This window comes from Allobacillus salarius, from assembly GCF_007559425.1.
Lineage (GTDB): Bacteria > Bacillota > Bacilli > Bacillales > Alkalibacillaceae > Allobacillus > Allobacillus salarius.
Window position 1 is genome coordinate 136122 of sequence record NZ_VMHE01000002.1, and the last position, 23059, is coordinate 159180.

22 protein-coding genes are annotated in these 23059 nt (G+C 38.8%); all 22 read left to right on the top strand.

What is annotated here, in order from left to right:
* The first annotated feature begins 21 nt into the window (after positions 1-21).
* The 22 genes from FPQ13_RS02645 (at position 22) to FPQ13_RS02750 (ending at position 23050) form a co-directional block, all read left to right on the top strand.
* Complete coding sequence (locus FPQ13_RS02645) at positions 22-654, top strand: chemotaxis protein CheC (protein WP_144087761.1); 633 nt, start codon at positions 22-24, stop codon at positions 652-654.
* Positions 647-1144 (top strand): chemotaxis protein CheD, encoded by a 498-nt coding sequence (locus tag FPQ13_RS02650; RefSeq protein WP_144087762.1) that lies wholly within the window; start codon positions 647-649, stop codon positions 1142-1144. Before FPQ13_RS02645 ends, FPQ13_RS02650 begins: the two co-directional genes overlap by 8 nt.
* Positions 1145-1177: 33 nt before the next feature.
* A complete protein-coding gene (locus tag FPQ13_RS02655; protein WP_144087764.1) occupies positions 1178-1945 on the top strand; it encodes a FliA/WhiG family RNA polymerase sigma factor in 768 nt (255 codons plus the stop codon).
* Between the two features lie 28 nt (positions 1946-1973).
* Positions 1974-3377 (top strand): flagellar assembly protein A, encoded by a 1404-nt coding sequence (locus tag FPQ13_RS02660; protein WP_144087765.1) that lies wholly within the window; start codon positions 1974-1976, stop codon positions 3375-3377.
* Between the two features lie 15 nt (positions 3378-3392).
* On the top strand, positions 3393-3704 hold the full coding sequence (locus tag FPQ13_RS02665) for a hypothetical protein (protein ID WP_144087766.1): 312 nt from the start codon (positions 3393-3395) through the stop codon (positions 3702-3704).
* A gap of 20 nt (positions 3705-3724) precedes the next feature.
* Positions 3725-4219, top strand: coding sequence for a DUF6115 domain-containing protein (locus FPQ13_RS02670; protein WP_144087767.1), 495 nt, complete (start codon positions 3725-3727; stop codon positions 4217-4219).
* Positions 4220-4366: 147 nt separating this feature from the next.
* Entirely contained in the window at positions 4367-5134 is a 768-nt protein-coding gene (gene rpsB, locus FPQ13_RS02675; RefSeq protein WP_144087768.1) for a 30S ribosomal protein S2, read from the top strand.
* 101 nt (positions 5135-5235) lie between these two features.
* Positions 5236-6120 carry a translation elongation factor Ts gene (gene tsf, locus FPQ13_RS02680; RefSeq protein WP_144087769.1) on the top strand — a complete coding sequence of 295 codons (885 nt, stop codon included), beginning with the start codon at positions 5236-5238 and terminating at the stop codon, positions 6118-6120.
* 202 nt (positions 6121-6322) lie between these two features.
* A complete protein-coding gene (gene pyrH, locus FPQ13_RS02685) occupies positions 6323-7051 on the top strand; it encodes a UMP kinase (RefSeq protein ID WP_144087770.1) in 729 nt (242 codons plus the stop codon).
* Positions 7048-7605, top strand: a complete 558-nt coding sequence (gene frr / locus FPQ13_RS02690) for a ribosome recycling factor (protein WP_144087771.1) — start codon at positions 7048-7050, stop codon at positions 7603-7605. The genes pyrH and frr overlap by 4 nt, the downstream gene beginning before the upstream one ends.
* 90 nt (positions 7606-7695) lie before the next feature.
* Positions 7696-8445, top strand: a complete 750-nt coding sequence (locus FPQ13_RS02695; RefSeq protein ID WP_144087772.1) for an undecaprenyl pyrophosphate synthase — start codon at positions 7696-7698, stop codon at positions 8443-8445.
* Positions 8446-8464: 19 nt separating this feature from the next.
* Positions 8465-9253: a phosphatidate cytidylyltransferase gene (locus tag FPQ13_RS02700; protein ID WP_144087773.1), complete on the top strand. Its 789-nt coding sequence runs from the start codon at positions 8465-8467 to the stop codon at positions 9251-9253.
* A gap of 32 nt (positions 9254-9285) precedes the next feature.
* A complete protein-coding gene (dxr, locus tag FPQ13_RS02705) occupies positions 9286-10431 on the top strand; it encodes a 1-deoxy-D-xylulose-5-phosphate reductoisomerase (protein WP_144087774.1) in 1146 nt (381 codons plus the stop codon).
* Between the two features lie 16 nt (positions 10432-10447).
* Positions 10448-11707: an RIP metalloprotease RseP gene (rseP, locus tag FPQ13_RS02710; protein WP_144087775.1), complete on the top strand. Its 1260-nt coding sequence runs from the start codon at positions 10448-10450 to the stop codon at positions 11705-11707.
* Between the two features lie 43 nt (positions 11708-11750).
* Complete coding sequence (locus FPQ13_RS02715) at positions 11751-13454, top strand: proline--tRNA ligase (RefSeq protein WP_144087776.1); 1704 nt, start codon at positions 11751-11753, stop codon at positions 13452-13454.
* Positions 13455-13529: 75 nt separating this feature from the next.
* Positions 13530-17819: a PolC-type DNA polymerase III gene (locus FPQ13_RS02720; protein WP_144087777.1), complete on the top strand. Its 4290-nt coding sequence runs from the start codon at positions 13530-13532 to the stop codon at positions 17817-17819.
* Between the two features lie 431 nt (positions 17820-18250).
* Entirely contained in the window at positions 18251-18724 is a 474-nt protein-coding gene (gene rimP / locus FPQ13_RS02725; RefSeq protein ID WP_144087778.1) for a ribosome maturation factor RimP, read from the top strand.
* 16 nt (positions 18725-18740) lie between these two features.
* On the top strand, positions 18741-19850 hold the full coding sequence (gene nusA / locus FPQ13_RS02730) for a transcription termination factor NusA (protein WP_144087779.1): 1110 nt from the start codon (positions 18741-18743) through the stop codon (positions 19848-19850).
* A gap of 15 nt (positions 19851-19865) precedes the next feature.
* A complete protein-coding gene (rnpM, locus tag FPQ13_RS02735; protein ID WP_144087780.1) occupies positions 19866-20138 on the top strand; it encodes an RNase P modulator RnpM in 273 nt (90 codons plus the stop codon).
* Complete coding sequence (locus FPQ13_RS02740) at positions 20131-20430, top strand: YlxQ family RNA-binding protein (RefSeq protein ID WP_144087781.1); 300 nt, start codon at positions 20131-20133, stop codon at positions 20428-20430. The genes rnpM and FPQ13_RS02740 overlap by 8 nt, the downstream gene beginning before the upstream one ends.
* Before the next feature lie 17 nt (positions 20431-20447).
* Complete coding sequence (infB, locus tag FPQ13_RS02745; protein ID WP_144087782.1) at positions 20448-22775, top strand: translation initiation factor IF-2; 2328 nt, start codon at positions 20448-20450, stop codon at positions 22773-22775.
* On the top strand, positions 22772-23050 hold the full coding sequence (locus tag FPQ13_RS02750; protein WP_144087783.1) for a DUF503 domain-containing protein: 279 nt from the start codon (positions 22772-22774) through the stop codon (positions 23048-23050). Before infB ends, FPQ13_RS02750 begins: the two co-directional genes overlap by 4 nt.
* Positions 23051-23059 lie beyond the last annotated feature (9 nt).

Genomic DNA, 23059 nt, shown 5'->3' on the forward strand with positions numbered 1-23059 from the left:
TGTTAGTGGAAAGGAAAAATAATGAGTCATCCTTTTGATTATACAGCAGTCCATAAAGATGTTTTAAAAGAAATTGCTAATATCGGCGCAGGAAATGCGGCTACATCATTATCCGAAATGGTGAACCAACCGATACACATGAAAACACCTGTTGTGCATGTCGTATCCTTTGATGAAATGATGGAAAAAGCAGGCGGTAAGGAAGAAGTACAAGCTGCCATTCATGTAGAGTTACAAGGACGTTTAAAAGGGAGCATGTTTTTTGTTGTCGATCCAGTTGAAGCGGATGAATTTGTTGGATTGCTAACAGGCAATCAAAATTTATCATTGTTAGAGGGCGATTCTTTGGCAACCTCAGCCTTTGTGGAATTAGGAAATATTTTAACAGGATCCTATGTACGTGCATTATCTGACTTTACAAACTTGGAAATTCACCAATCCGTTCCTTCCATCGCAATAGATATGCTAGGTGCTATGCTAACAATCGGTTTAATCGAAATCTCACAAGTTTCTGATGATGCGATTATGATTGAAACGGTTTTTATTGACGAAACAACGGATAAAAAACCTTTACAAGGCCATTTCATATTATTACCGGATCCAGATGCATTCCAGCAAATATTTGAAGCATTAGGAGTAGAAGGCCATGAATGAGGTCTTATATACTGTTAAGGTTGGTATAGCTGGTTTAGATATAGTCGAACACCCAGGGACAATATCTACGATCGGGCTAGGTTCATGCGTTGGTGCCGTTATTTATGACGAACAAATACGTATCGCAGGATTGGTCCATGTGATGCTTCCTGATTCGTCTATTTCAAAGGTGAGTGAATTCAAACGTGGTAAGTTTGCTGACACAGGAATTGCTGCAATCATTGAAATGTTATTGCAAAAAAACGCTAAAAAGAACCGAATGAAAGCAAAAATAGCGGGCGGAGCTCAAATGTTCACAAGTCACAGTAGAGAAGATACCATCCGTATTGGTCCACGGAATATTGATGCGGTAAGAGAAGTGCTGGCCGAACATAAAATACCGATTATTGCCGAGGATGTTGGTGGAAATAAAGGTCGGACAATTGAATTTAGTACAGAAAATTTACTCTTAAAGGTACGAACGATACAACAGGGTGAACAGTTCATTTAATTAGAATGCCTGAGTTTCAGGAGGTTACATATTATGGTATTAACAGAAGATACCTTGAAGACAATATGGAAAAAATGGCAACAGAATAAGGACGAACAAGCTGGTAATCAGCTAGTCGAGCACTACATGCCATTAGTGGATTACCAAGTAAATCGAATCTATACAACATTACCGAAAAATGTGGATCGTCAAGATATTAAAAGTCTTGCTTTCATGGGTTTGGTTGATGCGTTGGAAAAGTTCGATCCGAGTCGTGATTTGAAGTTTGATACGTATGCTTCTTTTCGAATTAAAGGTTCAATTATTGACGGTCTGCGTAAAGAAGACTGGCTTCCGAGATCGGTTAGAGAAAAGGCGAAAATGGTTGAGCAAGCAACAGAGCAACTGGAAAAAAGGCTTAAGCGGGAACCAAAAATAAGTGAAATCGCACATGAAGTCGGCCTATCTCTTCAAGAAACTTCAGAAATTGTTAAAGATACGCTCGTCGCAAACTTTCTATCGATCGAAGACAAGAAGAGTGAACAGGAACCGGAACATCGAGAAAGTTTCAGAAATACGATACCGGACAGACAGGAACCGACACCAGAAGAATTCAGTTTAAAAAAAGAGCAAATCAATGATTTGGTAACAATGATTTCAGAACTAAATGAAAAAGAGCAACTTGTCTTACAACTTTTTTATAAAGAAGAATTAACATTCACCGAGATTGGGGAGGTTCTTCAATTATCGACTTCTCGAATTTCACAGATACATACGAAATCCATCGCAAAACTGAAAAACCTTTTAATGACAGTTCAATAAATCGGTCAGTGACTAGGGGTGAAAAAACTTGGATTTGTCGAACGTCTTTTTGATTCAAATCAGTGATGACACAATGCAAGCTCAAATAGAATTTAACCGAGAAGAATTACAACATCGATCAGCCGAAGAACTAAACGAACTTAAAGCACAAATCCAATTGAAAGACCTTGTTGATTTTGCTCGTTCGAAAAGTGTTACATATGGATTGTTGGAAGATGTTTTGTTGACGATGATTCAAAACTTTCGGATTAACCAAGAACCAGTCGTGTTTGCACAAGGGATTGCCCCACAACATGGGAAAAATGGTGTGTTGAAGTATCACGTTCAATTAGGAACATCAATTGAGATTCACGAACAAGAAACGATTGACTTTAAAGAAATCATGGTCATCCCCAAGGTTGAAATCGGAACGAAGCTTGTGACAATTATTCCACCATCAGAAACAATAGACGGTATGAGTGTTACAGGAAAAGTCGTTAAGGCAAAGCCCGGTAAACCGGCAGTCTTGAATGCAGGCAAAAATACAGAATTCCGGGAAGAGCATCAAGCCATTTTTGCTACAGGGAGTGGTCAAGTCAGTTTGATTCGTAACCAAATTCAAGTACTTCCTGTTTATGAAGTAAAAAAATCGGTGAGTATGGAGACGGGAAACATAGATTTTAATGGATCGATTGTTATCAATGGTGACGTGCCAACAGGCTTTTCATTAAAAGCAAGAGGTGATATAACCATCCATGGGACTGTAGAAGCCGCCAGCCTGGAAGCAGGTGGTTCAATATTCGTCCATGAAGGTGTATATGCTTTTAATGAAGGTATACTTGATGCCGGAATGGATATTCGTGTTCGGAATATCAATCAAGCTAATCTGAAAGCTGGCAGAAATATCATTATTGAAAATTCATGTTTACATAGTTATATTGATGCTCAAGAGATGCTCTATTGTCAACGAGGGCATATTATTGGGGGGCATATCTCCGTAGGAAAGAAAATTGAAGGAAACGACTTCGGGAATCGTTTAGAAACAAAAACAGAAATTTATTTAGGCCAGAGTATGAATCTAATGAATTTGCACAATGATCTTGAATTAAAGATCGAGCACGCCCAGGACCAACTCAAGAAGTTGAAACTATTGGGAGAACGGTTAGAAGAAGTCAAGCAAGTAAGAGAATTATCAAGTAAAGAGCGTGTGATGTTATTACGCCAAAGGAATTCGTATAACATAACACAAATACAATTACAGGAGTTGCTTGATAAACAAGCCGCTTTACTAGAAGAGAAGGAATCATTAGAGTTTTTTAAAATGGATGTGAATGGTATCATATATCCAAATGTACATGTAATGGTCGGAAAATACTCCATGTCCATTCAACAAGAATATAAGCAGGTGTCGGTCATTTATAAACATCAAGATTTTTCGATCATTCCTTTGTAAAAAGGAGTGAATCAAGTGAGTTGGAAAGGTATAGAATTGCAAGTCGCACTACCGAGAGTTCAAGAAAACAGTCAACTCCAAGATCAATTACAACAACGAGGCAAGCAAAGTCAAAACTTCCTCGGGCAGAGTCATCTAGAAGAAGCGGAAAAGATGCGAAAGTCAGTACTGAAATCAGAACAAAAAGATCAAGTGCAAATTCATAGAGATGCAGATGATAGCCATTCAGACCAACAATCAACCGAACATCATAGAAAGCGGCAAAGATCTGATGCAGTCAAATTGAACCATCCTTATTTGGGAAAGAAGATTGATTATTCAAGTTAGCGATTGGAGAAGGGTTCTACGTGTTGCTACTCAGTTTAATTTTGCACGGCGTTACATTCATTTTTCTATTTCTTTTATATCAGAAATTGCAGGAGCGTAAAGATCGTGAAAAAATCATCGAACAGAAAGAAAAAGAAATTGATGGATTATTTCACGATTATTTAGTGGAAATCAAGGCAGAAAACCAGAAATTCACCGAACAGTTAAATAAGTTGAAAATACAGCAAGACGAGAAAATGAAACAACAACAAAGTAAGGAATCGGCAGTAGAAGAAGGATCGACCGGATTTGAAGAAGAGCCCTTCTTTACCGAAGAAAACTTTCCTGAGGAACTGGATTATGAACCACTTATCCCAGAAGAAGACGAAGAACCTGTCTATGAAGTAACGTTAGAAAGTAGAGTTTTACATCTATATGACCAAGGGTATTCAGCAGATCAAATTGCTAAGCAATTAAATGTAGGTGTGACAGAGATTGAACTAATGATAAAAATTCATAAACAATTGTCGAATTAATACTTGCTAGTGTAAAATCAATATGATATATTTACTTTTGGTGTTAATACACACGCTCGTCGAAACAGTGCAGTGGTGCTTACAAAAAGTTCTGTTCTGTTGATGAAGTGAGCGGAGGAATATAAAAAACCATAGGAGGAATGAACAATGGCAGCAATTTCAATGAAACAATTGCTAGAAGCAGGTGTGCATTTTGGCCACCAAACACGTCGTTGGAATCCAAAGATGAAAAAGTACATCTTCACGGAGCGTAACGGCATTTACATCATTGACCTACAAAAAACAGTTAAGAAGGTTGATGAAGCATTTAATTTTGTGAAAAGCGTGGCACAAGACGGAGGAAAAGTTCTATTCGTCGGTACCAAAAAGCAAGCACAAGATACAATTAGAGACGAAGCAATTCGCTCTGGTATGTACTATGTTAACCAACGTTGGTTAGGTGGTACATTAACAAATATGCAAACCATTCAAAAACGAGTAAATCGTTTAAAAGATATTGAAAGAATGGAAGAAGACGGTACGTTCGACGTACTACCGAAAAAAGAAGTTGTTATGATTCTTAAAGAAAAAGAACGACTTGAGAAATTCTTAGGTGGCGTAAAAGACATGAACGGTTTACCAGATGCCGTATTCATCGTTGACCCACGTAAAGAAAGAATCGCTGTGAAAGAAGCTCAGAAGTTGAATATTCCAATCGTAGCGATGGTTGATACAAACTGTGACCCAGACGAGATTGATTACGTTATTCCAGCAAATGATGACGCAATCCGTGCGGTTAAATTATTGACTTCCAGAATGGCAGATGCCATTTTAGAAGTAAAACAAGGTGAAGAAATGCAAGATACAACTTCTGAAGAAGAAGTTGCTAAAGAAGAAGCAGAAGAGAAAAAGACAGAAGAAAAAGTAGAAGAGTAAAAGGTAAAGGGTGATAAGGGGGAACAGAACCTTTTATCACCCTTTTTTAGAAAATAATCGTTGAAACAATCATAACCCAATTACTTGAAGGAGGAATTCTAATGGCAGTAAATGCGAAAATGGTTAAAGAGTTACGTGAAAAAACAGGTGCAGGAATGATGGACTGTAAAAAAGCTTTAACTGAAACGGATGGAGATATGGAAAAAGCGATCGAATATCTTCGTGAAAAAGGAATTTCAAAAGCAGCGAAGAAAGCAGACCGGATTGCAGCAGAAGGTTCTGCTCATATCAAAACTGACGGAAACACTGCTGTATTGATTGAAGTAAACAGTGAAACGGACTTTGTTGCAAAAAACGACCAGTTCAAAGAACTATTAGATACTTTAGCGAGCCATATTCTAAGCCAAAAGCCTTCTACTGTAGAAGAAGCTCTTGAGCAACCATTAAACGGTGAAGGTGACTCTGTGCAAGAGGTTATCAATAAAAACATTGCACAAATTGGTGAAAAACTTTCACTTCGTCGTTTTGCGGTGCTAACAAAAGATGACAATGCTGCGTTTGGTGCATATACACATATGGGTGGCAGTATCGGTGCATTAACTGTCTTAGAAGGTACAACAGATGAATCTGTAGCAAAAGATGTAGCTATGCATGTCGCTGCAGTTAACCCACGCTATGTATCTCGTGACGAGGTTCCTGAAAATGAAGTTGACCAAGAACGTGAAATGCTTAAAACACAAGCATTAAATGAAGGGAAACCTGAACATATCGTTGAAAAAATGGTCGAAGGACGTTTAGGTAAATTCTTTGAAGAAATTTGCCTATTGGAACAAAGTTTCATTAAAGATCCAGATCAAAAAGTGAAGAAATATGTTGAATCCCATGGAGCAACTGTGAGAGAATATGTCCGTTTTGAAGTTGGCGAAGGTATGGAAAAACGTGAAGAAAACTTTGCTGACGAAGTAATGGGCCAAATCAAAAAATAAGCTGTTCCCAAGTCCTTTGTTCATATGACGCTCATATGAACCATAGCGAAATTTTATATGAACATTCATCTTACTTGAATGGCTGGCAAGAAAATAGGGGACACGGAGAACGTGTTCCCTATTTTTAAAAGAATCTATTTAGCTAATCATTTTAACAAAACATGTTTGATGAATAGCTTACATATAATTGATGGAGGTAGCTATGTCGACACCAAAATACAAACGAATCGTACTCAAATTAAGTGGCGAAGCATTAAGCGGAGAAAAAGGAAGTGGCATTGATCCAACGTTTATTAAATCAATTGCCCAACAAATCAAAGATATTCATGATTTAGGTATAGAAATTGCCATTGTGGTTGGCGGAGGGAACCTTTGGCGTGGTAAAATAGGTAGTGAAGTTGGAATGGATCGTGCAAATGCCGATTATATGGGCATGTTGGCGACCGTTATGAATTCACTAGCTTTACAGGACAGCTTAGAAAATTTTGATGTTCAAACACGTGTCCAAACCTCCATTGAGATGAGGCAAGTTGCAGAACCATACATCCGCAGAAAAGCAATGCGTCATTTAGAAAAGAAACGTGTCGTAATTTTTGCAGGTGGTACTGGGAACCCATATTTCTCAACAGATACAACCGCGGCATTACGAGCGGCCGAAATTGAAGCGGATGTCATTCTAATGGCGAAGAACAATGTGGATGGTGTCTATTCCGCTGATCCGAAAACGAATCAAGAGGCAGTGAAGTTCAGTGAGCTATCCTATTTGGATATCTTGAATAAAGGACTGGCAGTCATGGATTCTACAGCGACATCATTATGTATGGATAATGACATTTCATTAATTGTGTTTTCCATTATGGAAAAAGGCAATATTAAACGCGTGTTATTAGGAGAAGACATAGGTACAGTAATTAGGAGGAAATATTCATGAGTCAATCAATCATTAATGAAACAAAAACAAAAATGGATGATGCGATTAAAGCATTCAGTAGACAACTGGCTACAGTTCGAGCAGGCCGTGCTAATCCAGCAATTTTGGATACGGTATATGTAGATTATTATGGTGCGAACACACCATTGAATCAATTAGCAACAATATCAGCGCCAGAAGCTCGTTTGCTCGTAGTAACTCCATTTGACAAATCGTCAATCGGCGATGTTGAAAAAGGTATTTTGAAAGCTGACTTAGGGTTGACACCAAATAATGACGGGAATGTCATTCGAATCAATATCCCTGCGCTTACAGAAGAAAGAAGAAAAGAATTGGTGAAAGTTTCACGGAAATATGCTGAAGAAGCTCGTGTTCAAATCAGAAATATTCGACGTGAAGCAAATGACCAACTGAAAAAACTAGAAAAAGATAGTGAAATTACTGAAGATGAATTGCGTTCTAATCAAGATGAAGTTCAAAAAATAACTGATAATAGCATCGGTGAAATTGACGCTAGCTTACAATCAAAAGAAAATGAAATTTTAGAAGTGTAATTAGCTTCTCGCATGATTAACATAAGCTTTCGCTGTGTGAAGCGAAAGCTAAATTTTTCTATATACTCTTTTACTTAGTGAGGGATTGGTATGTTTACTCGGTCGAAAGAAAAGCAATCCGTTCAAAAAGAAATCGATCCATCCAATTTACCGGAACATATTGCCATTATCATGGACGGAAATGGACGGTGGGCAAAAAAGAGGGGGTTGCCTCGGATTGCCGGACACCGGGAAGGAATGAAAACCATTCAAAAAGTGGTTGAACGTGCCGTTGAACTAAATCTTAAAGCATTAACGTTATATGCTTTTTCAACAGAAAACTGGAAAAGACCAATGAATGAAGTGGAATTTATTATGAAGCTTCCCTCTCAGTTTCTGGACACTTATTTACCAGATTTAGTTAAAAACAACGTGAAAGTAACAACGATTGGCGACTTTGATGCCTTGCCTAAATATACCAAGGAAGCAGTCAGTTATTCTGTGAAAAAAACGGAGAACAACACAGGATTAATACTTAACTTCGCAATTAATTACGGCAGTCGCAAAGAAATTTTAGATGCTGTAAAGCAAATTTGCCTAGATTATCAGGAAGGTCAAATGGACCTTGATAATCTGGATGAAAAAGCGTTTTCAAATTATTTGACTACCCATTCGTTGAGTGATCCTGATTTGGTTATTCGCACAAGTGGTGAACAACGCATCAGCAATTATTTGTTATGGCAAATCGCCTATTCAGAATTTTATTTTACAGAAAAACTTTGGCCAGATTTTAATCAAAAAGCCTTGGATGAGGCTATTTTAGCTTATCAAGACCGTAAGAGAAGGTTTGGTGGGCTATAGGCAGTTAGGTGGATGTATAATGAAAGAAAGAATAATTACCGCAATTATCGGACTGATTTTATTTATTCCGCTTGTAATATACGGCGAGTGGCCATTTGTGGTTATGGTGTTTTTATTAGCGACAATCGCTTTTTATGAGTTAATGAGAATGAATAAAGTACCTTTTAACTCCTTTCCTGCAGTCATAGGAGTAATCATGTTGTGGTTGCTTTTATGTGATGAAAACGTTTTGCCATTTGCAGAAAGAATTCCTTTAAGCCGTATAGAAATCATCTTTTTATCTTTTCTGTTATTATTAGCATATACAGTCCTTGTTAAAAATAAATTTACATTTAATGGTGTTTCGTATGTACTAACATCTGCACTATACATAGGGATTGGTTTTTCATACTTTATTGAAACACGCTATGATGGATTGGAATATGTAATCTATGTGTTAGTCGTAATTTGGTTAACAGATACGGGTGCCTTCTTCACTGGTAAATTCTTTGGAAAGACTAAATTGTGGCCGGCAATTAGTCCGAAGAAAACGATTGAAGGCTTTTTCGGCGGGATCATCAGCGCGGTTATTGCCGTTTTAATCTTACAGTCAATTACAACCATTCACGACAATTTATTAATCTTACTATTAGTCACCGTATTAGCCTCTTTCACAGCACAAATAGGTGACTTGGTTGAGTCCGCACTAAAAAGACATATGGAAGTCAAGGATTCAGGAACCATACTACCAGGTCATGGCGGCATTCTCGATCGCTTCGATAGCTTGATCTTCATGGTGCCATTTTTACATTTCATACACTTCTTTTAATTGAATGAACTTGATAAGTTGAGGGTTGCAGAATGAAGAACATTACATTATTAGGTGGAACAGGTTCAATCGGAGAACAAACTGTCGAAGTGATTGAACAACTTCCAGAATATCGGTTATTTGCGTTTGCTTTTGGAAAACGTGTAGACAAAGCGCTTGGATTGGTAGAGAGATTAAAACCAGAATGGATTGTAGCTGGTGATCGTCAAGCCAAAGAAGAAATTGAGAAAAAGATCTCTTATCAAGCAAAAGTTTCTTATGGTATGGAAGCTTTATGCGAAGTAGCCTCCAATGACCAAACGGATATTGTCGTCAATGCATTGCTCGGAAGCATCGGACTTCAGCCGACTTTGGATGCAATTCGTTCCCGAAAACAAATTGCATTTGCCAATAAAGAGACATTGGTAACTGCTGGACATCTAGTGATGGCAGAAGCGAAAAAGTATGGTGTAGATTTGTTGCCAGTTGACAGTGAACACGCAGCTATCCATCAATGTTTACGTGGAGAAAAGCGAGACCAACTGAATCGGTTAATCGTCACCGCATCTGGAGGTAGCTTTCGGGATTATTCACGTGATGAATTGGTCGGTGTAAAAAAAGAAGACGCCTTAAAACATCCAAATTGGGACATGGGTGCAAAAATCACGATTGATTCGGCTACAATGATGAATAAAGGTTTAGAAGTCATTGAAGCTCATTGGTTGTTTCAAGTGCCTTATAATAAAATTGATGTAATCATGCACAAAGAAAGTGTTATTCATTCTATGGTTGAGTTCAACGATTTAAGCGTAATGGCACAATTAGGAACGCCAGACATGCGAATTCCTATACAATATGCTTTGACTTATCCAAATCGCACAGACTTCTCATTAAGTGAAGGGTTAGACTTATTAAAATTTCGAGAGCTTCATTTTAATGAGTTAAGCTTTGAGCGTTTCCCTTGTTTAAGAATGGCTTATGAAGCTGGAAAAGCAGGTGGAAGTGCACCAACTGTTTTAAATGCTGCTAATGAAGTCGCTGTCCAATTATTTTTGGACGACCAGATCATTTTTTTAGAAATTGAACAACTAATAGAAGAAGCATTACAGAAACATCAAGTAATTGAGCAACCTGATTTGGAATCAATTCTTGCGGTTGACCAAGATACGAGAAAACGCATTTTGAGTGTTTACTCGTAAAGGAAGGTGCTAGTGTATGAATACGGTCATTGCCTTTATTTTTATGTTCGGTTTATTAGTGTTTATCCATGAACTAGGACACCTAATCTTTGCTAAGCGTGCGGGAATGCTCGCGAGGGAATTTGCGATCGGTTTCGGCCCGAAAATCTTTTCTTATCGAAAAGATGAAACACTATATACGATTCGATTGTTACCAATTGGAGGATATGTACGTGTAGCTGGAGACGACCCTGAAATTGTTGAATTGAAGCCGGGGTATCATATCGGCATTGAATTCAATGAGCAAAACAAAGTAAATAAAATCATCGTTAATAATAAGTCTAAATACCCGAATGCAAAAGTAGTTGAAGTTGAACATATCGATCTTGACCATGACTTGATACTTTTATGTCATGATCTCAATACGGAAGAAAGAATACAGTACGAGATCGACCGAAAAGCGTTATTTGTCATGGATGAAAAAGAAACATTGATTGCTCCATATGATCGACAGTTTGGTTCAAAGTCAGTCGGCAAAAAAGCGATGCAAGTATTTGCTGGCCCACTGATGAACTTTTTGCTGGCTATCGTTATTTTTTGGGGTTTAGGATTTGTTCAAGGCGTTCCGGTTGAAGAAGCTTCGTTAGGTAGTGTGGAAGAAGGTTCTCCAGCAGAACAAGCTGAATTGGTTGAAGGGGATACCATTACTTCGATTGATGGAAAAGAAATTAATGATTGGACCGAATTTGTTCTCTATGTACAAGAGCGACCTAGTGAAGAAATTGCATTGACCGTCGATCGAGCTGGCGAAACGATTGAAACGTCACTAGTGACTAATTCATATGAGACAGAAACTGGTGAAATGATTGGCCGGATTGGTGTTACAAGGGACTTTGACAAAGCACCACTTGAAGTATTCAGTTACGGATTTACGCAAGTTTATGAAATCGGTAAGTTGATACTGGATGCCCTCGGAATGCTTGTAACTGGACAACTTTCACTGGACGCTTTAGCTGGACCTGTAGGGATTTATACAGCGACAGACGAAGTTGTACAAACTGGAATTTTGAACTTCTTTATGTGGACAGCGATGCTAAGTATTAATTTAGGGATTGTGAATCTATTACCACTCCCAGCATTGGATGGCGGTCGTCTGATGTTCTTAGGCTATGAGGCAATTCGAGGTAAACCACTCGATCCGCAAAAAGAAGGAATATTTCACTTTATTGGCTTCGCTTTATTAATGTTATTAATGATTGCTGTCACCTGGAACGACATTGAACGATTGTTTATGTAAGTGCTTTTTGGCTTTACGGTATAATTAGATTGAGGTGAATGAAATGAGACAAAGCAATATGCTAATCCCGACATTGCGGGAAGTTCCAAAAGAAGCTGAAATCAAAAGTCATCAATTGCTGTTAAAAGCAGGTTATATTCGTAAATTGGCATCAGGCGTATATAATTTCTTGCCGCTCGGAAAAAGAGTGCTTCGGAAAGTTGAGAAAATCATTCGTGAAGAAATGGACCGAGCTGGGGCGCAAGAAGTTCAAATGCCAACTATACAACCAGCAGAAATTTGGGAAGCTACCGGTAGATGGTACACAATGGGTGGAGAGTTAATGCGTTTAAAAGATCGTCATGATCGACCATTCGCATTAGGAGCTACTCATGAAGAAGTTGTCACTACATTAGTCAAGGATGAAGTGACATCCTATAAAAAGTTACCTTTTACTTTATATCAAATTCAAAATAAATTCAGGGATGAACAAAGGCCTCGTTTCGGCTTGTTGCGTGGACGGGAATTTTTGATGAAAGACGCCTATTCATTTCATGATAGCTTTGAATCTCTAGATGAAACCTATCAAGCTCTTTATGACGCTTATTCAAGAATATTTGATCGATTAAATTTGAATTATCGTTCTGTCATTGCAGATTCTGGTGCAATGGGTGGTAAAGATACGCATGAATTTATGGTTCTCTCTGAAGTAGGAGAAGATATCATTGCTTATTCAAATTCCTCGGACTACGCTGCAAATATCGAAATGGCACCAGTAGTAGATCAAGGCGAAAAGCCTGATGTACAACCGAAAGAGATGGAGAAGGCCTCTACACCAAATGCAAAAACGATGCAAGAGGTAGCTGATTATTTAGGACATGCATTGGCGGATGGTATGAAGGCGATTATGTTTAAAGTGGATGGTCGATTTGTTTTAGTCATAGTAAGAGGCGACCACGAAGTCAATGATGTAAAGTTAAAAAACTTATACAATGCTGATATTGTTGAATTGGCAACAGAAGAAGAGACACGAGGAATAGTCGGAGCTGGATTTGGTTCCCTTGGACCAGTAGGCTTACCTGATACGGTCGAAGTTGTCGCGGATTATGCTGTGAAGTATTTAGTGAATGCAACATGTGGTGCAAATGAAGATGGTTACCATTATATCAATGTACAACCAGAGAGAGATTTCCAAGTGAGCCATTATGCTGATTTGAGGTTTATTCAAGAGGGTGACCCTTCTCCAGATGGTCAGGGAACGATTGAATTTGCTAAAGGTATTGAAGTGGGCCATATTTTTAAGCTTGGTACGCTTTACGCCGAAAAACTCGGAGCAGAGTTTCTGGATCACAATGGTAAATCTCAGCCATTTATTATGGGCTGTTATGGTATCGGTGTATCCCGTGCACTTGCTGCAGTTGTGGAACAATTTGGTGACGAGGACGGCATGAATTGGCCGAAAGAAGTCAGACCATTTGATTTCCACTTACTTAATTTAAATACGAAAAACGACGAACAGGTTGAACTTGCCGATCAACTTTATAAACAATTGCAAGATGACGGTTATGATGTACTATATGATGACCGAAAAGAACGACCAGGTGTCAAGTTCAACGACAGTGATTTAATTGGCATCCCTTATCGTTTTGTCGTCGGTAAAGGCGCAAGTGAAGGGTATATTGAATTTAAAAACCGTCAAACAGGTGAGCAAGAAGATGTGAAAACTTCTGAGCTTACACAGTTCATTGAACAATTGATGGGAGCATAAAAAATCATCAAGTAAACAGGACCCTTGTCAACATTGGCAGGGGTCTATATGAATTATAAAGGGTGAGGGGAAAGTATGGATAACTTTTCAAAAGAGCGACTACAGCTATTGATTGAACAAATTCAATTGCCTGAAACGATTGTTAATGAATATTTCTCAGAAACAACGTTACAAAAATTGACCGTCTTTAAAGAAACGAAAACATGGCAATTTCATTTACATAATCCAAAGCCCTTTCCGTGTGAAGTTATTGAAGTATTTTCTTTAAAACTGAGAGAGGCTTTTCAGCATATTGCTGAAGTCAGTTTCATGGTCACAACTGAACAGAGTGAGTTGGAAGAAAAGGAAATCATTAATTATTGGCATTTATTTATTTCATCCATTGATGACCTTTTTCCTGCATATAAAGATTTTGTCCATTCACAACAACCTCAGTTGAAAGGCAATGCCATTCTTCTATGTGCTCGCAATCAAATGGAATCGAATGCAATCCAAAAGAAACTTTCGCCTTTACTTAAATCTTTTTGCCAGCAATATGGCTTAAAAAATTACCACCTTGATATGGAAATCATCCAAAACGAAGATGAGATTGAACAGTTCCAGCAAGAAAAACAACAAGAAGAACGTACTCTGATCGAGAAAGCCATTAGAGACCAAGAAGAAAAAGCGAAACAAGCGAATGCAAACGAGCCATCATATGCCCCGGTTAAACTTGGACAGACGATTCAAGAGGAACCGATTGAAATGCAGCATATTATCGAAGAGGAAATGCGCCTCGCCATTCAAGGCTATGTATTTGATGTCGATATTCGGAATTTACGATCTGGCCGAGATTTATTAATCGTCAGTGTGACAGATTATACAGATTCCCTGCAAATCAAAATGTTCTCTCGTGGGGATGAACAAAAAGAAGAATTTAAAAAGCTGAAACCTGGCATGTGGATTAAAGCACGCGGAGGCGTACAAACAGATAACTATACACATGAACTTGTCATGATGGGTACTGACCTTGTAGAAATCAAACCGAAAGTCAGACAGGATCAATCGGATGATAAACGTGTGGAATTGCATGCACATACAGCGATGAGTCAAATGGATGCAACTGTATCCGTTGACCGTCTCATTAAGCAAGCGGCTGATTGGGGTCACCCAGCTATCGCAATTACGGATCATGCTGTTGTACAATCCTTCCCAGAAGCCTACAATGCAAGCAAGAAACACGGTATCAAAGTATTGTATGGTCTTGAGGCCAACTTGGTTGATGACGGTGTTCCGATTGCCTATAACGAACAAGCGATCAACTTAGATGATGCAAATTATATTGTGTTTGACGTTGAAACAACGGGTCTATCTGCTAATTTCGACAAGATTATTGAATTAGCTGCTGTTAAGGTACATCAAGGCGAAATTGTAGATCGTTTTGAACGTTTCGCTAATCCGCACCAAAAGCTAAGTGATACAACGATTAATTTAACCGGTATTACAGACGATATGGTTAAAGATGCACCAGAAATTGAGGAAGTAATGAAAGACTTCCATCAGTGGTGTGAACAAGATATATTAGTAGCTCATAATGCTAGTTTTGATATCGGGTTCATTAATGCTGCGTACCAGCGAATGGGAATTGAAAAAGTGTCGAATCCAGTAATCGATACGTTGGAGTTGGCAAGATTTTTATTACCAGATTTAAAGAACCATCGGTTGAACACGTTGTGTAAGTTTTTAAATATTGAACTAACCCAGCACCACCGTGCCATTTATGATGCAGAAGCAACTGGGTACATGCTTGTCAGTTTATTGAAAATGGCTAAAGAAAAAGAAATTCAGAACCATAATGAGTTAAACCGCTATGTCGGTGAAGGTGATGCATATAAACGCTCAAGACCATTTCATGCAACATTAATTGCCCAGACACAAGAAGGATTAAAAAACCTATTCAAATTAGTTTCAATGGCTCACATCGATTACTTTTATCGTCAGCCGCGAATTCCGCGATCCAAATTGAATAAATATCGGGAAGGGATATTAGTCGGTTCGGGGTGTGCTCAAGGAGAGCTATTTGATACGGTCGCATTAAAATCAAAAGATGAAGCGGAAAAAGTCGCTGAATTTTATGATTTCATTGAAATTCAACCGCCGAGCAATTATGCACATTTGATTGAAAAGGAACAAGCACATTCCATGGGTCATATTAAACAAATGCTGAAGACAATTGTTGACATCGGAGAAAAACAACAAAAGACAGTTGTAGCTACAGGTAACGTTCACTATATTGAACCACATGAAAAACAGTACCGAAAAATATTGATTGCATCCCAGAGCGGAAATCCATTGAACCGTCAAACTCAACCTGATGTTCATTTCCGTACAACCGATGAAATGCTTGAGCTTTTCGACTTTCTCGGTGAAGAAAAAGCTACAGAAGTGGTCATTACAAATACAAATAAAATATCAGATGAAATCGAAGACGTTAAGCCAATCAAAGATGAATTGTATACACCGAATATTGAAGGTGCAGATGATGAAATTAGACAAATGTGTTATGACCGCGCCAAAAGTATATACGGAGATGACTTACCTGAAATCGTAACAAGCCGCTTAGAAAAAGAATTAACAAGTATTATCGATAATGGGTTTTCCGTTATTTACTTAATTTCCCAGAAGCTCGTTAAGAGATCATTGGATGATGGCTACTTAGTTGGTTCAAGGGGTTCGGTTGGTTCATCATTTGTCGCGACGATGACAGAGATTACAGAAGTTAATCCATTGCCACCACATTACGCATGTCCAAATTGTAAGCATCATGAATTTTTCACAGATGGGTCGGTAGCTTCTGGATTCGATTTACCTGAAAAAGATTGTCCAGCATGCGGCACGGCTTATCACCGTGATGGACAGGATATTCCTTTCGAAACGTTTTTAGGTTTTGAAGGTGACAAAGTTCCAGATATTGACCTGAACTTCTCCGGTGATTATCAGCCTCGGGCTCACCACTATACAAAAGTGTTATTCGGTGAGGATAATGTGTATCGTGCAGGGACAATCGGTACGGTAGCTGAGAAAACAGCATTTGGTTATGTAAAAGGATACGCTCAAGATCAAGGCCTGCACTATAAGCAAGCAGAAGTGAATCGATTAGTGAAAGGCTGTACAGGGGTTAAACGGACAACGGGCCAGCACCCAGGAGGGATCATTGTCGTTCCAGATGACAAAGAAATTTATGACTTCACACCAATTCAATATCCAGCGGATGACAGGACTTCAGAATGGAAAACGACTCATTTTGATTTCCATTCCATTGATAATAATCTGTTGAAGTTAGACATCCTTGGACACGATGACCCGACGGTGATCCGTATGCTGCAAGACCTGACTGGAATTGACCCACAGACTGTGCCGCCGAACGACCCTGAAGTGATGAAAATATTTAGTGGCCCTGAACCACTTGGTGTATCAGCGGATCAAATTTTGTGCAAAACAGGAACATTAGGTGTTCCGGAGTTTGGTACTCGGTTCGTTCGACAAATGTTGGAAGATACCAAACCATCATCTTTTGCTGAGCTTGTCATCATATCTGGTCTTTCGCACGGATCTGACGTTTGGCTTGGTAACGCACAAGAATTGATCAATGATGGGATTTGTGAAATTGGTGACGTTATTGGTTGTCGTGACGACATCATGGTGTATTTGATGCATAAAGGGCTGGAAGCATCGCTAGCGTTTAAAATTATGGAGTTCGTACGTAAGGGTAAAGGGCTGCAAGATGAATGGATTGAAGAAATGAAAAAACACGGGGTGCCTGATTGGTATATTGAATCTTGTAAAAAGATTAAGTACATGTTCCCGAAAGCCCACGCCGCAGCTTACGTGTTAATGGCAGTGCGAATTGCATACTTTAAAGTTCATTATCCAATATACTTTTATGCCGCTTATTTTTCTGTTCGGGCAGCAGATTTCGAGCTCAATACAATGGTTAAAGGCTCAGAAGCTTTGAAAGCACGTATCGAAGAAATTTTGAGCAAAGGAAATGATGCAACACCGAAAGAAAAAAGTTTATTGACAGTATTGGAAATTGCACTGGAAATGAATGAACGAGGGTTTAGTTTTCAAAAGGTAGATCTCTATCGCTCAAATGCAAAAGATTTTATTGTTGATGGAAATTCACTCATTCCTCCATTTAATGCTGTTGACGGCTTAGGAACAAATGCTGCAATCAACATCGTCAAAGCAAGAGAAGAAGGAGACTTTCTATCGAAACAAGACTTAAGAGAACGTAGTCGTTTATCTAAAACAGTTGTCGAATATTTGGATGAACATGGCTGCTTAGAAGGCTTGCCTGAAGAAAATCAGTTGTCTTTATTTTAAAGAATTTCGGACGAGAATACAGAGCAAGTGTAGTCAAAAAGAAGCTCTTCATTTATGACTGACAACTGACAATCCACCTAGGTGTACAGCTGCCTATTCTTGCATTTAAATGAAAGTTATGATATATTTCAAATTGGTTATACTAAGGATACCTTTTCGATGAAAGAGTGGGCGCGTCCCACTCTTTCGTTTTACCCTGAATGCGTCTTCTGAATGATTACTGGATGTATTTTGGTTCGTTCAAGATGCACCGCCACTTTTTCCCTGCTGGTTCTTTCAGCAGGGAAAATTTATGAAACAAGGTTTCTACGTAAAAAATCAACCAATCACTTATAGTAGTTTGGTTTCGAACATAAAGGAAATAAAACAACTGAGACGAATGAGAAATTGTTAGTGAGTCCATCAGCAGCTTTATTGAGGAGGATTGTCATATGAGTAAAAAAATCGAAGGCTTAACTGAAGAGATTGCACAACCAATCGTTGACGAATTGAACTTGGAATTAGTAGATGTTGAATTCGTTAAAGAAGGTAAAAACAACTTCTTGCGTGTCTATATTGACAAAGCAGGAGGAGTTGACTTAGAAGACTGTGAACAAGTGAGCGAAAAGCTCAGTGAACGATTGGATGAAGATGATCCGATCGAACCTGCATATTTTTTGGAGGTTTCTTCTCCAGGTGCAGAACGGAAACTAAAGACAAAGGAAGCTATTCGAGAGCATATCGGTTCTCATGTTTACATTAAGACGTATGAACCGTTTGCAGGAAATAAAGAGTTTTATGGTGATTTAGTTAATTTTGAAAATGATTTCGTACACATTCGTTACCGAGAAAAAACACGGGAAAAAGAGATCGAAATTCCGTATGAAAAAATCGCTTTAGCTCGATTAGCAGTATCTTTTAACTAAGGGAGGTAAGAGAATTTTGAAAACAAATTTATTCGAAGCCATTAACTTATTGGCTAGTGAAAAAGAGATTGATAAGGAAATTTTGCTGGAAGCCTTGGACGCAGCAATCGTTTCCGCATACAAAAAGAACTTCAACTCTAAAACAAACGTCCGTGTTGAAATGGATGAAGAAAAAGAAACGATGAAAGTTTATTCCAGAAAGAACGTTGTAGAAGATGTTCAAAATGAGGACTTAGAAATAAGTCTGGAAGAAGCAAAAGAGTTGGATATCAACTATGAAATCGGTGATGTTGTCGAACAAGAGGTAACACCGAGAAACTTTGGGCGGATTGCAGCACAAAATGCGAAGCAAGTCGTCACACAACGAGTTCGTGAAGCTGAAAGAGACGTCATCTATGATGGTTTTATCGATCGTGTTGACGATATAATGACAGGAAAAGTTCAACGTATGGACGCTCGGAACTTGTACGTACACTTAGGGAAAATTGAAGGAAAATTGCCGCTGAACGAAATCATGCCAACTGAAAATTATAAAGTCCATGACCGAATTAAAGTGTATGTGACGAAAGTTGAAAAAACGAGCAAAGGACCGCAAATCTATCTTTCAAGAACACATCCAGGCTTGTTGAAGCGTCTATTCGAAATGGAAGTACCAGAAATTTATGATGGTATTGTGGAAATCAAGTCCGTTGCACGTGAAGCGGGAGATCGTTCTAAAATTAGTGTGTTTGCAGAAGACGAGGAGATTGATCCGGTTGGCTCTTGTGTTGGTCAGAGAGGACAACGAGTGCAAGCGATTGTAGATGAGTTGCAAGGAGAGAAGATTGATATCGTTCATTGGTCTGAGGATCCTGTTGTGTATATCTCTAATGCACTTAGTCCGTCTCGTGTAACAGACGTTCTGGTTAATGAGGAGGAAAACGCGACAACAGTCATCGTTCCTGATAACCAACTTTCATTGGCAATCGGTAAAAGAGGTCAGAATGCTAGACTGGCTGCTAAATTGACTGGTTGGAAAATTGATATAAAAAGTGAAAGTGATGCTGAAGAGCTAGGTTTATTTGGTGCTGAACAACCAACTGATTTAGATCATGAGATGGGTTCAGTTGACTTTGAAGAAGAATAAGTAGGGGTGTTTTTAATGAACAAAAGAAAAAAGCCTTTACGTAAATGCGTCGTTACAAACGAAATGTTCCCGAAAGAGGAATTGATCCGGGTTGTCCGGAATAAAGAAGGGGAAGTATTCGTTGATGAAACCGGTAAGAAAAATGGACGCGGAGCATATATAAAAAAAGACCGTGAAGTCATTGAAAAAGCGATGAAAAATGGTCAATTACAAAGAAGTTTGAATACTGCAATTGATGAAACAATCTATGACGAATTATTCAAGCAAGTAGGCTCTAAACATGTCTAAATATTTAAACTTATTAGGGCTTGCCAATAGGGCTAGAAAGCTAGTCCTTGGTGAAGGAGCAATCGTTGAAGGTATTCGAAACAAGCAAGTGAAGCTTGTATTAATTGCCGAGGATGCATCGGATAACACACAAAAGAAATTGACGGATAAATGTAAAAGCTATCAAGTGCCCTACGTCATTGTAGACAATCGACAAGTACTTTCCAAAGCAATTGGTAAAGAAGGTAGAGTGGCCGTGGGGGTTACAGACGCAGGTTTTTCTGAGAAACTATCAGAATTGTTGCGGGAATAAAATTCGGGGGTGAATGTATGAAAAAAATGCGCGTATATGAATATGCCAAAGCAAATAACTTAAAAAGTAAACAAGTACTCAATCAGTTAAATGAGCTTGGTATTGAAGTATCCAATCATATGACAGCCATTAGTGAAAATACAATTCGACAATTAGATGAATCATTAGGAAAGACGAACAAGCAAGAAAAACAAAGTAATCAGTCTGGAACGAATCAAAATCCAACAAAGAAAGAAGCGACAAAAACAGTTAATAATAATCGTACGTCCAATGACAATAGCCATAAGCAAGGCCAGAAAAATAAGCAACAATCCCAGCAAAAGCCACAGAGGCAACAGAATAACAATCAGCAAAGAACGCAAAATAACAACCAACAGAGAACGCAAAACAATAACCAGCAGAGATCACAAAATAATAACCAACAAAGAAATCAGCAAAATTCAAAACAACAGAACAATCAACCAAATCAGCAAAAATCAAATAAACCATCGAATCAACATCGACAGAATAATCAACGAAATAATAATAAGCGTAATTTCCGAAAGGGAAAACAGCATCAGCAGCAAAAACAACCGAAGCAAGAAATCCAGCTACCTAAGAAAATTACCTATCAAGGTTCTTTAACAGTTGGCGAATTAGCTGAGAAATTAGGTAGAGAATCATCAGAGATCATTAAAAAGCTTATGCTCCTCGGTGTAATGGCGACAAAAAACCAACAGCTTGATCCGGATTCCATCGAATTAATCGGTGAAGACTACGGTGTAGAAGTAGAAGAAGAAATTGCTGTCGACCAATCAGATCTGGACAACTATATCGAGCCAGATACTGAGGAAGAATTAGAAGAGCGCCCACCTGTTGTTACGATTATGGGTCACGTCGATCATGGGAAAACAACATTACTCGATTCTATTCGAAAAACGAAAGTGGCTACTGGCGAAGCTGGTGGAATCACTCAGCATATCGGTGCTTATCAAATTGACCAAGATGGAAAGAAAACAACATTCTTGGATACACCTGGCCACGCAGCATTTACTAGCATGCGTTCACGCGGAGCAAAAGTGACTGATATTGCAATCTTAGTTGTTGCTGCAGATGATGGTGTCATGCCACAAACAGTTGAGGCAATCAACCATGCGAAAGCAGCTGAAGTACCAATCATTGTTGCAGTCAATAAAATGGATGTTGAAGGTGCTGACCCGAACCGTGTTATGCAGGAGTTAACTGAATATGAATTGATTCCTGAAGATTGGGGCGGAGAAACGATTTTCGTACAACTATCCGCGCTCAAAAATGAAGGAATCGAAGACTTGATTGAAATGATTAATCTTGTTGCCGAAGTCGAAGAGCTTAAGGCTAATTCGAATCGCTTGGCAACAGGTACAGTAATTGAAGCGCAACTTGAGAAAGGTCGAGGTAGTGTGGCGACGTTACTCGTTCAAAATGGTACCCTTCGAGTCGGTGACCCGTTCGTTGCTGGAAATGGTTATGCAAAGGTACGTGCGATGGTCAACGATCTAGGTGAGCGAGTAGAAGAAGCAGGACCATCCACACCAGTAGAGGTTACAGGCTTCCAACACGTGCCAAATGCTGGCGATCCGTTTGTCGTGTTCGAAGATGAGAAGAAAGCGAAGCAAGTAGCAGACCTACGTGCTGAAAAACAAATCGCTGAAGAACGTGATTCTAAAGGAAAAGTTAGCTTGGATGATTTATTTGAACAAATTAAGCAAGGTGATATGAAAGAAATAAATATTATCATCAAAGCAGACGTCCAAGGATCTGCTGAGGCTGTACAGTCATCCTTACAAAAGATTGAAGTAGAAGGCGTTAAAATTAATATCATTCATACCGGAGTCGGAGCGATAACGGAATCTGATATTATTCTTGCCTCTGCATCCAATGCCATTGTAATTGGCTTTAATGTTCGACCAGATAACAATGCCAAGCGTGCAGCTGAATCTGAAAAAATCGACATTCGTCTACACCGTGTCATTTATAAAGCCATCGAAGAAATGGAAGCAGCGATGAAAGGTATGCTTGATCCTGAATTTGAAGAAAAAGTAATCGGTCAAGCAGAAGTTCGTGAAACCTTTAAAGTATCAAAAGTTGGTACAATTGCTGGTTGTTATGTAACCGATGGTAAAATCACACGTAACTCAGGTGTACGAATCATTCGAGACGGTGTTGTCCTGTTTGAAGGAGAAATTGACTCATTAAAACGATTCAAAGACGACGCTAAAGAGGTTCAACAAGGCTATGAATGTGGGATTACGATTGTGAATTTCAATGACCTTAAAGAAGGTGACATTATCGAAGCCTTCGTTATGGAGGAAATCGAACGTAAATGATAGGGAGCGTAAGAGTGGAATGTATGTTATATGATGTTCATTCACTGAAAGAGAAACGTTCGATCATTAAGCAGATCACCCATCAAATTCATAAGCAGTTCAACATTAGCATTACAGAAATAGACTACCATGACCTTTGGCAACGATGTGCGTTCGAAATGGCTACCGTATCCGTCGATCAAGTGATGGCAGAAAAGATTTTGCGGCAAGCCGTCAACGTAATAGATGAACGGTCTGATTTAGAGGTAACGATCGTTAATTTTGAATGGCTGTAATGAGAATAT